Genomic DNA, 10,505 nt, shown 5'->3' with positions numbered 1-10,505 from the left:
CGCGCCTTCGAGGGTGAAGCGATGAACAGCCCGCAGGTCGACGGTGTCTTGGTGCGGTGGGGCGAGCGGCTGTTCTATCCGGCCAATCGCATCGTCAAGTCGCTGCCGACCCCGAGGCTGGACACGCTGATGCGGCGAAAGGGGGCGGTGATCCGTCAGCGGATTGAGGCGACGGTACGACGCGCGTCGCAGGTAATGGTGAAGGTCACCGGTGGGGGCCGAGGCGTGGCCGCCATCGCGGCGCACTTTCGCTACATCAGCAAGAACGGCCGGCTCGACATTGAGGACGACCGGGAGGTCGTGCGCAATGGCGGGGATCGCGAGCTTGCAATGAGGCTCAGCAGCTTTGTGCGTGGCTCGCCGGTCTTCAAGGAAGCCGAGATTCGGCGGCGACAGCAAGGCACACGGGTGCATCCAGAGCTGGTGCTGGCGCGGGTTACTGATAGGTCAAAGTAACGGGTGCGTTAGAGCCTTGAGCGCTGATGGAGGCGCCTACGGGGAGCGCCGCCGGCCAACGACGAATGTTGGAGTTGCAGCGGGTGCCGTCATCTGCGATCAGCCGCCGAATTCACGCTCTGTGGCATGAAGCAGACGTCGGCGCACTTGGCTGGCTGACGGGCTCAAAACGACCAGTGCCGAGGGCCCTGCGGTCGTCCAGCCTGGCTGCCCGCGGCAATCGTCCTCGAACGTCTGCTGCTTGAAGCGTTGGAATGGCGCTCCCGACCCGGTGCGGTCCTTGCCTACGGCGATCTCGCAGCCTCGAAGCGGCCGCTCAACGTTAAGGTAACCGGACCGCGGAGGCACGCGGCGTAAGGCTGGGATGCGAAGATAGTGCGAAGTGCCGCAGCCCAGCCTTACGACGGCTGTCGTAGCGGGTCCGGTTGACCGACAAGTTAGGCCTCAGCGAGTGCACTTCTGCTAGGGCAGGAAGGGGGCAAGCGCATCCTTAGGAACGCGTTCCAACATCTTGTTGAGCCCTTGCTGAAACTCAGTGCAGTCTCGACGTGTCCGCTGCTCGTCCTGCTTTGCAAGCTGCGAACGCGTCATCTCCTGCATGGCGACCACCATGGGGCTGATGTATTCCTTACCGTTGACAAGGATCGTGATCTTGATGGGGAAGAGGATCCATTCGCGGTGGGCGCGATCGATCTGCTCTGTCAACTCGGGGTAGCGGGAGACGCAAGCTTGCTTCAACTCGGAGACCATGATCTGCGTCATCTGAATGACTGGCAGAAGGTCTGGCGGAGGACGTGACGGACTGGTCTGAGCTGTGAGCTGATGGGAAGCGCACGCAAGGGCGATCGCGAAAGCAGCTGCTCGTGGGCTGAGAAGGCGATTCAGATGCATAGGGTTGTGGCTCTGAGGCCTAACTTGTTGTAGACCGTAGGGCGGCGCGGTCCATCACGCCAACCCGCGCAGTAACGGGCTGCCCGGAAGCCAGCTAAGTGCTGGTTGCATATGAATTTCCCCCACTCCGCCGCGCTGCTAATCGGGTGCTATTTTTCGGGCAAATGCCGCGCTGGTTACAAACCTATCGAGGGATGTCTGCCGGCGTGCGGGCCGCATGGATGTTGCCATTGCCGGTAGTCCATGGCTCACGCGGAGAACCCTGACTCCAGCCCGGTAGGTTGGAGTGAGCCCTGCGAACTCCAACATCGATGACCTGCCAAGCCGGTGGGGTTCGCTGCCCTCACCCCAACGTCCGAGCTGTGATGCACAGGGGATTGCGGACTGTTGCTGTGCAAGCCAACGCGCGTGCCGCACACGCACGGAATGTCAATCTCTGACACTTCCGCTAGAGTCTCATCAGCGATTTCTCGAAGGACTGAGCCATGGGCATGAACGTCAATCTCACGCCGCAGCTCGAAGAACTGGTCCGCGCCAAGGTGGACTCGGGCATGTACTCGTCGGCCAGCGAAGTGGTGCGCGAGGCACTGCGGCTGATGGACGAGCAGGACCGCTTGCGGCAAGCCAAGCTGGATGAACTGCGCAGCGCTGTGCGCGAAGGGCTGGCCAGTGGCGCCAGCGCCCCCTGGGACGTCAAGGACGTGAAGGAAAAAGCCCGCGCCCGCCGCGCGGCCAAGGCACCGGCCGCCTGAATGGCCCGCGTCACACGGCGCCCCCGGGCCGAGGCCGACATCTTCGAGATCTGGGACTACATCGCCGAGGACAGCCTCGCGGAGGCAGATCGGTGGCTGGATCGGCTCGACGAGAAGCTGAATCTATGGGCCACACAACCGGCGATGGGGCGGCAACGGGATGAACTGGCGCCAGGTCTTCGCAGCTTCGTCTTCGGCCGCTACGTCGTGTTCTTTCAGCCATTGCCCGATGGCATCGACATCGTCCGCGTGCTGCATGGCTCGCGCGACATCGACGAGACCTTCGGGCAGTAAACCAAGCGGGAACGCCGCGCGGCCGCCCGCGGGGTTCGTGGCAAGCGACGATGACGGCGCACGCAAGGGCGCCGGCGCTACCGAGCGCCCTCACCCATCACCGGTTGTTCCCCCGATCCGTGGGCAACGCTGTTGATAACCTGGCGACCGCAGCGCCAAGTGCTTGTTGCAGTTGGCACTTCGACGCCGTGCCTTGAATTGAGGCAGGCCCTGAGGGGCTGCGCGCGGCGCGCGCGGCCATCCCGCTCGCTGAGCCCAGCGCGTCTCGGCCGCAGTCACCGCCGCCGGTCACGCTGCAGCATCGGCAACCACTCGACCGCCGTGCGGCGCACCAATTCCTCGTAGCTGATCGGCTTGCCGGGCCGCTCGTCGTCCCGGTTGGCCTGCCAGTGCGCCCAGGTCTGGCCGGTGTGCACGTCGTAGACCAGCTTGAACAGGTGGCTAGGCACGGCCACGCCGTTGGGCCCGATGCGCTCGACCTTGCTGCCGAAGACGGCACCTGTCACGACATGCACGTCACCCTTCGCGCGTTGGACGTATTTGCGCGTGTCCCGCTCGATCTTGGCCCACGCGTCGGAGTTGTGGCGGAGGGACTGCGGCACCATGTTGGCCAGCGAGAAGGATTGCGCCATCGCCGTCTCGGTGGCCATGTCCGCCGACGGAGCCAGGTGCCCGCGCGAGTAGCCGGAGCGCCGGTAGTCGTCCAGCGTGGCACGCTCGGTGCTGCGCAGGCGCGCATCGGCAAAGAAGCGATCCGATCGCTGGCGCGGGATGCCGCCCAGGGACTTCTTGTTCAGGCGCTGCGCCGCAAAGACCGGCGTGCGCGTCAGGCCGCTGTGCAGCACCGCGAAGCCGTCGAAGCACAGCTCACGCAACGCGTGGCCGCCCTTCACGGCGGGGGGCTGCTGCCCGAGAAAGAAGCCGGGGCATTGGGCAAACGAGGTGGGCAGCCCCTTGACGGCGGAGGCCGAGGCCATCGAAATGGCGGGGAGAACAAGCGTCAGACAGGCGAGGACGGCGACACGGCGCGGGAACTTGAACACGGATCGGGAACGGAACGCAGATTTCAGAGAGCGCGCATTGAACCATTGCGCGGCGTGGCCGCGGCCCGGCGGCTTGGCGCCCGGACCACGGGCGCGCGCGCACCGCCGGGTTTAGGGCCTGTTAACACTAGGGGAGCAGGCCCTAGTCCCCGCCCTTCGCCAGCCGTGCCACCAGCTTCATCAAGGTCGGCACGCGCTTGCGCCCATGCATAGCCCGCACGCGCACCTTGGCCGCGCCGATGTCGATGCCCGCGCAGGTGACGACCAGCGGCCGGGCCTCCTCTTCGCGCATCACCTCGAACCGCGCCGGCAGGCCCGGCCGCGCCGACTTCGAGAGGCCGATGACAGGCGTGCCGCTGCCCAGCGCGTGGAACAGGTGCTGCCCCAGTGCGGGCGTTTCCGCCGCGTCGAGATGCACGAAGCCGTCGATGAGGACCAGCTCGGGCGCCAGCTGATGCTCGCGCAGCAACTGCAGCATGCAGGGCAGCGCGCGAAGGTCGAGCTCGCCGCGCGCGGGCTTCTCGACCTGGGCGATGCGCGAGACGAAGGCCTTCGCCGGCTCCGGCGCATCCCAGGCCTCGAAGGCGACGGCGGCGGCCTGGGGCTGCGGGCCGTCGAGGTGGACGGCGAAGGCGAGTTTCATCAGCGTGGCGGTGGCAGGTGGCGGGGCATCGGTGGGCGGGGCGCTGTCACGCGCAATCCCACCCCAGCCGCACCACGCCGCAATGCCGGCACACGAACTTGTAGAACGCGTTGTCGCCGGCGGGCTCGTAGTCGCGCGTGGCGCGGGCCCAGTCCTTCTCGGTGAGGCCGTAGCGCTCGCGCCAGTCGGCCTTCGTCGCGTCGCTAGCGCCCTCCACATCTTCCTCGAGCGCGTCGCCGTGGAACTCGCAGGCGTCGTTGCAGTGCGCGAGCCACACTTCCTGCTGCCAGCAGGAATAGCCCGGCGTGCGCAGGCTGACCTCGTCGACCACGTCTTGCGCGATGCCCGCCTGCAGCAGCGGCCCGGGGTCGGAGAAGCTCGCACCGAGCTTGGCCGCCGCGCTGCCGTCGGCGATGCACCAGGGGCACAGCTTCTCGTCGAGGTCGCTCGTCGCATAGACGGGCTGCACGTAGACGTGGCTGCACGCCTGGCCGCAGCAGGCGCAGCTGATCTGGCGCGGCTCGATGGCGCCGGTGGCCAGCGGGTCGGGGTGGTAGCGGAAGGAAGGCAGGTTCATGCCCCGCACGCTAGCAGACGGCGTCGCTCCGGGTGCCCGAGCCCCGGGCCGGGTCGCGGCGCGCCGGGAAACGCCTGTGCAGTGGGTATCCTCCTGCTCTATGCACGCGACCTTCTTCTGCTTGAGGCAAGCGCCGTTCTCGATCGCGCCCGATCCGCATGACCTGTTCATGAGCGAGCGTCACCGCGAGGCGCTGGCGCATCTGCTGTACGGGCTGGACAGCGGCGGCGGCTCGCGATCATCCAGAAGGCGGACCGCATCGTCGTGCTGGACGCGGGGCCCATCGTGGACATAGGCCGGCACGACGAACTGGTCGCGCGCAGCGGGCTGTATGCGAAGTTGGCGGCGATGCAGTTTGGGTTGGAAGCGCAACCCGGCTAGACCATGCCCCTGCCGCTCGCCATCCGCAGGTTTTGGCTTCTCATCGTCGGGGCCTCGGTGGGTTTAGGCGCCGCCGCCGAACCGCCGCCCGTCGATGGTCACGAAGGCTCGTTCGCGATGCTCCAGGAGCTGTCGCAGTTGGAGAAATGCACCCACCGGTGCCCGCAAGTCGCCAGGCTGTTGCTTCGATCCAAGGCGTACGACTGCGCGGACGTGGATGCAAGGCAATTCCGCTGCACGGCGCCCGGAGCGCGATGGTTCATCACCATCGACAGCAAACCCTTCCGGAACGGCCACGGGAAGTTTGTATGGCTGCGCGCCGAACTTGAGCTGGCAAGCCCGGAGCACAGATCGGTCGACGACATGCAGGCCACCTATTTCAAGGATTGGGGCCCGCATTGGGTCTTGCCACCTGAGCATGTGCTCATCGACAAGAACTCGCTGCAGTTCAATGGCGCGACAACCCTCAGGATTGTCACTTTCGCCCAGTCCGTTGCATCGATTTCGGGCCGCTTCAATGTGGCCCTGCTGGCCATCGTCGCCCGGTAGAGCGATTGGGGTTCGCGCTGCTCACTCCAACCTACCGAGCTTGCTCGAATCCGAAATATGGAAGCTGGCGTAGTCCGTTGCAGCCTGTCTGGCGCAGGGCATTGTTAGCGGAGTAATCGGGCCAAGGCCGAAAACCACCTGAGAGTCGACCTGAAAAGCTCATTGCAAATTAATCATTTGCAACCGTCGCCGGCGACCCGCAGCGCTTCAACACTTGCTCGGGACGAACCTTTGGAATGCGCGCCAAGTATTTGCAGATCGGCTCCATCGACATTTTTGACCGCCGCAGATCAATATCCTCCACATTCTCAACCTGCCAGTCCACATGGCGGCCATTAGGACCGTACTTGATAAATACTTGCGATCCGTAAATCTGAGGCAAGCCAGAGCGGTATTGAATTCGATCTATCAATAGCGCAAGCTTGGAGCCTTCTATATGGCCCACCCTGGCGGACATCCGTTCTCGAGCCAGCTCACGTCTCGTCCATTCATCAAATGAACTACCGCCACTGAACGCTACGCGCTCAGGGGCGGTTTCTAAGCCGATGACGCGGCCGCAGGACGGTTCCCGTACTGAGTCTTTTGGCCTGGAGCTTTTTAAGCAGCCAGGCACAGACGATGCAAGCTGACTCGACGTCGCGGTACCCCGCGGGGCGCCGCGCGTACGTTGTTCGGCATGCACTGCCTGAACAAGGGCTTCGCCAAGGGCAAGCACCTCGGCTTCCAATCGCACCTCGAAGTCACTGAAGAGAGCGTGCGCGCTTGGTGCGAGGAATCGCGGCACGAGTTCGCCACTGCCCGGGGGGCCCGCCGTTCAGACCGAGGCCGAGATCCTGCGCTGCCTGCCAGAGCACACTGCACGGCTGCATCAAGTGGCTCGCGGTGTCTACCGGCAGTGGGTCAGCGGCCTGAGGATGCCGGAGGTCGTGCGCCTGCGCGGCGCTCTGTGATCATTGGACGAGACGGTAGCCCACTGCCGTCTCCGTCAGCAGATGCTTGGGCTGGGCCGGGCTCTGCTCCAGCTTCTGCCTCAGGTTGCCCATGTAGACGCGCAGATAGTGGTTGTCGTCCATATGCGACGGCCCCCAGACGGCCTTCAGCAGTTGGCGATGGGACAGCACTTTTCCTGCGTTGGCGATCAGGTGGGTCAACAGCCGGTACTCGATGGGCGTGAGATGCACGTCGGCGCCAGCGCGCCGCACACGCCGCGCCGCCATGTCGACCTCCACATCGCCGAAGCTGAATGACGTCGTCGGGGCGGCGTCCTTTGTGGTGGCTGCGCTCTGGCTGCGCCGCAAGGCCACGCGGACCCGCGCCATCAGCTCACCCATGTTGAAGGGCTTGGTCAGGTAGTCGTCCGCACCTGCATCGAGGGCGGCGATCTTGTCGGTCTCGTCGGTGCGCGCCGAGAGGACAATCACGGGGATGCCCGACCAGACACGCAAGTCTTTCAGGTAGTCGACACCATCGCCGTCCGGCAATCCCAGGTCCAGGATGATGAGGTCGGGCCGGCGTGTGCCGGCGTCGAGGAGGCCTTGACGGACCGTTTCGCACTCGTTCACGGTCCAGCCTTCGGTCTCGAGCGCCATGCGGACGAAGCGGCGGATGCTGGGCTCGTCTTCAACGATCAGGGCGATGGGGTTCGTTTTGCTCATTCGGATTCTTCGAGATCGATCTCGGGGACTGCCGGTGGGCTTCCCAACGGCAAGGCGAGGATGAAGACGGCGCCGCCGCTGCCCCCCGGTTCTGCCCAGATACGCCCTTGGTGGGCCTGCATGATGGCCCGGCAGATGGCGAGACCAAGGCCCACGCCTGAAGTGGTGGATTCGCTCTTGGCCCGCGCGAACTTCTCGAACAACGCTTCCTCGCGACCGGCGGGAAGGCCGGGGCCGTTGTCCATGACACGCAGCCAAAGCTCGTCCCCATGAATCGCGGCGGTGATACGGATGCTGCTGTCCGGCGGCGTGTACTTGACCGCGTTTTCGAGCAGGTTGCAAAGCACCCGCTCCATCAATACAGAGTCCAGGTGGATCAACGGCAGTGCCGGGGGCACCTCAACGCTCACATCGTGTCCCATCAACACGGATTGCATCGCCTGCAGCGCGCTGCCGATGACTTCCTCGATCGGCTGCCACTCCAGGCGCAACTGGACGGCGCCGCTTTGCAGGCGCGCCATGTCCAGCAGGTTGGTGACCATGGCATTGATGCGCTGCGACTGACGTTGCAGCGTGCGTGCCATATCTCGGCCGTCTTCGGGCAGCGCGGGTAGGGCAGCCAGGGTATCGGCCAGCCCGTAGACCACCGCCAGCGGCGTGCGCAAGTCGTGCGACAGCGTCGACAGCAGCGAATTGCGCAGGCGCTCGGACTCGATGTGAACCAGTGCATCCTGGGCCACCTTGACGTAGTGCACTCGCTCAAGCGCCTGGCCGATGATGCTGGCATAGGTGTCGAGCTGAGCGCGCCGTTCCGGCTGCATCACGGTCGCCAGTTCGCGCGGCCTCAGGGCCAGCACGCCGCGGGCGCGCATGGGGGCCTGCAGCGGCAGGTAGAACCAGTTGCTGCCCGGCAGCGTGTCGGTCGCCAGGCCGGCGGCCTGGCCATGATCCAGGGCCCAGCGCGCGGTACCGAGGTCGGGGGGGTCTTGTTGGTCGAGCTGCGGCGGCAGCGCTGGCATCTTCAACTGCTCGTCGACGCCAAGCGCCAGCACCAAGGCTGGCCCGTGCAACTCACGCGAAAGATTGGCCTGCGCGCTCTCCACCACCTGGTCGGCCTGCAGCGCGCCGGACAGCTCCCGTGTCAGCTCGAACAATGCGCGGGAACGGGCCTCGCGTTCCGCCGAGACCGTCGCCTGGTAGCGCAGGTGAGCAGTCAGCTGTCCGGTGATCAGCCCGACCGCGAGCATCACCACGAAGGTCAACAGGTACTGGGCATCGGAGATGGCGAAGCTCAGCTGCGGCGCCACGAAGAAGAAGTCGAAGAAGCCGACGCTGAGGAAGCTGGCCAGCACAGACGGCCCTCGGCCCCAATGGAGCGCAACACCGACCACCGCGAGCAGGAACAGCATGACGATGTTGCTCAGATCGAACCAGGTGCTCAGCGGCCAGCTCACGGCCGTGGTGGCCGCGCAGACCAGGGCGGCGCCAAGGTAGCGTCGCCACTGCTCCGCCAACCGCTCCCAGGCCAGGTTGCCCTCCGTCTCGCTGGGGGCAGGCTTGGCCACCTGCGGCTGCCCGACCTCGATGAGGTCCACGTCCGGCGCGGCGTCGGAGAGCGCGTCGTGCAATCCCTGTCCGGCGATCCAGCGCCGCCAGGCAGGAATGGCTGCCGAGCGGCCCAGCAGGATCTGCGAAAGGTTGTTCTCGCGCGCGTGCCGGATTAGCGCTGACGCCACGCTCTGTTCCTGCAGCACCGAGGTGGCGGCGCCAAGGTCGTGGGCCAGTCGCACCACGCGCAGGATGCGCTCACGCTGGGCATCGGGCACGCGCCGCAGATGCGGCGTCTCGACGTAGACGGCATGCCAGCTGACATTCAACTGCTGAGCCAGCCGTGCCGCGCTGCGCACGACGTGCTCGGCGCCGGGCGTCGGACCAATGGCGCACAGGATGGCGGCCTCGGTCTTCCATACCTGTTTGATGGACTTGTTGCTGCGCCAGGCCTGGACATCGTCCTCCACGCGGTCCGCCGTGCGGCGCAGCGCCAGCTCGCGCAAGGCCATCAGGTTGCCCTTGCGGAAGAAGTTCCTGGCGGCCCGCTCGGCCTGCGGGCCTTTGTAGACCTTGCCGGCCTGCAGCCGCGCGATCAACTCGTCGGCCGGCGTGTCGACCATGACAACCTCGTCGGCACGGTCGAAGAAGGTATCTGGCAGCGTCTCCTGCACGCGCACGCCGGTGATGCCACCGACGACGTCGTTAAGGCTCTCCAGATGCTGCACGTTCAGCGTCGTGTAGACGTCGATGCCGTTGGCCAGTAGTTCCTCGACGTCCTGCCAGCGTTTGGGATGACGAGAACCGGCAACATTGGAGTGCGCGAGCTCGTCGACGAGGATCAGCGTGGGCGACTTGTCCCGCAGCCGCTCCAAAGCGCCGTCCAGGTCGAACTCGGGCAACTGCTTGCCGCGGTACTCCACCTGTCGCGGCGGCAGTACGGTGAGCCCGTCGGTCAGCGCCATCGTCTCACTGCGCCCATGCGTCTCGACCACGCCGACAAGCACCTCCACGCCCTCGGCGGTCAGCTTGCGCGCGGCCTGCAGCATCGCGTACGTCTTGCCGACACCCGCCGATGAGCCGAAATAGATGCGCAGCTTGCCGCGCGCGGACTTGTGTTCTTCTTCCCGCAGCTGCTCCAGCAGCGCGTCGGGGTCGGGCCGGTTTTCGTCGGTCATCAAAGCCACCCCGCTCTGCGAAAGCGCCACCAGATCAATGTACAGATGCTTGTGATCATGCCCAATGCCGCCGGGTAGCCCCAACGCCATTTCAGCTCAGGCATCTGCTCGAAATTCATGCCCCAGATGCCGGCGAGGGCCGTCGCAGCGGCGAATACGCCAGCCCAGGCGGCGAGGCGCTTGGTCACCTGACTGTCGTCGATTGTGACCATGGACAGGTTGACCTGGATGGCTGTGCCAATGGTGTCCCGCACTGTTTCGATGGCCGTATGAATACGGGCCAGATGATCGGCCACATCGCGAAAGTAGTCGCCAGTTCGCACGCAAACTGGCGGGATGCGCCCGCCGTGCAGCTTGGACAACATCTCCAGCATGGGCGACACGGCGTGGCGCAGCAGCATGAGCCGGCGCTTCAACTCGTAGAGGCGCTTGATGTTCTCCAGCGCCGCACCGCGCGTGAAGATGCTCTGCTCGATCTCCTCCAGTTCTGCTTCCAGCAACTGGACGATCGGGAAGTAACGGTCGACCACAGCGTCCA

11 protein-coding genes and 1 pseudogene are annotated in these 10,505 nt (G+C 65.5%); 4 read left to right on the top strand and 8 right to left on the bottom strand.

From position 1 onward, the window contains the following. Positions 1–456: pseudogene (locus VGF12_RS06380) on the top strand (conjugal transfer protein TraS); the annotation flags it as partial. Between the two features lie 462 nt (positions 457–918). Here the strand turns inward: VGF12_RS06380 and VGF12_RS06375 are convergent. Further along, complete coding sequence (locus VGF12_RS06375; protein WP_331175203.1) at positions 919–1,218, bottom strand: hypothetical protein; 300 nt, start codon at positions 1,216–1,218, stop codon at positions 919–921. Between the two features lie 620 nt (positions 1,219–1,838). Here VGF12_RS06375 and VGF12_RS06370 point away from each other — a divergent pair. Together VGF12_RS06370 and VGF12_RS06365 are read left to right on the top strand one after the other, a co-directional pair. Next, entirely contained in the window at positions 1,839–2,099 is a 261-nt protein-coding gene (locus VGF12_RS06370) for a type II toxin-antitoxin system ParD family antitoxin (RefSeq protein WP_331175202.1), read from the top strand. Further along, positions 2,100–2,393 carry a type II toxin-antitoxin system RelE/ParE family toxin gene (locus VGF12_RS06365; RefSeq protein WP_331175201.1) on the top strand — a complete coding sequence of 98 codons (294 nt, stop codon included), beginning with the start codon at positions 2,100–2,102 and terminating at the stop codon, positions 2,391–2,393. It abuts the gene before it with no gap. Between the two features lie 275 nt (positions 2,394–2,668). Here the strand turns inward: VGF12_RS06365 and VGF12_RS06360 are convergent, their stop codons facing one another. From VGF12_RS06360 to VGF12_RS06350, 3 genes are all read right to left on the bottom strand, one after another. Next, positions 2,669–3,436 carry a DNA/RNA non-specific endonuclease gene (locus VGF12_RS06360; RefSeq protein WP_414710019.1) on the bottom strand — a complete coding sequence of 256 codons (768 nt, stop codon included), beginning with the start codon at positions 3,434–3,436 and terminating at the stop codon, positions 2,669–2,671. 142 nt (positions 3,437–3,578) lie between these two features. After that, positions 3,579–4,079 (bottom strand): endonuclease V, encoded by a 501-nt coding sequence (locus VGF12_RS06355; RefSeq protein WP_331175200.1) that lies wholly within the window; start codon positions 4,077–4,079, stop codon positions 3,579–3,581. A gap of 46 nt (positions 4,080–4,125) precedes the next feature. After that, positions 4,126–4,656 (bottom strand): CbrC family protein, encoded by a 531-nt coding sequence (locus VGF12_RS06350; protein ID WP_331175199.1) that lies wholly within the window; start codon positions 4,654–4,656, stop codon positions 4,126–4,128. 384 nt (positions 4,657–5,040) lie between these two features. On the opposite strand from VGF12_RS06350, the gene VGF12_RS06345 reads away from it, so the two are divergent. Next, on the top strand, positions 5,041–5,586 hold the full coding sequence (locus VGF12_RS06345) for a hypothetical protein (RefSeq protein WP_331175198.1): 546 nt from the start codon (positions 5,041–5,043) through the stop codon (positions 5,584–5,586). 169 nt (positions 5,587–5,755) lie between these two features. Here the strand turns inward: VGF12_RS06345 and VGF12_RS06340 are convergent, their stop codons facing one another. The 4 genes from VGF12_RS06340 to VGF12_RS06325 all read right to left on the bottom strand — a co-directional run. Further along, positions 5,756–6,313 (bottom strand): hypothetical protein, encoded by a 558-nt coding sequence (locus tag VGF12_RS06340; protein WP_331175197.1) that lies wholly within the window; start codon positions 6,311–6,313, stop codon positions 5,756–5,758. A 223-nt stretch (positions 6,314–6,536) separates the two neighbouring features. Continuing rightward, on the bottom strand, positions 6,537–7,241 hold the full coding sequence (gene kdpE / locus VGF12_RS06335; protein WP_331175196.1) for a two-component system response regulator KdpE: 705 nt from the start codon (positions 7,239–7,241) through the stop codon (positions 6,537–6,539). Beyond that, positions 7,238–9,967, bottom strand: a complete 2,730-nt coding sequence (locus VGF12_RS06330) for a DUF4118 domain-containing protein (RefSeq protein ID WP_331175195.1) — start codon at positions 9,965–9,967, stop codon at positions 7,238–7,240. Before VGF12_RS06330 ends, kdpE begins: the two co-directional genes overlap by 4 nt. Then, positions 9,967–10,505 (bottom strand): CorA family divalent cation transporter (locus VGF12_RS06325; protein WP_331175194.1); only part of this gene is annotated, 539 nt, incomplete at its 5' end. The genes VGF12_RS06325 and VGF12_RS06330, both read right to left, overlap by 1 nt.

This window comes from Roseateles sp. (assembly GCF_036404855.1).
Classification (GTDB): Bacteria; Pseudomonadota; Gammaproteobacteria; order Burkholderiales; family Burkholderiaceae_C; genus Pelomonas.
The sequence above is the reverse complement of the archived record's forward strand: the minus strand, read 5'-3'. Positions and strand labels throughout refer to the sequence as shown.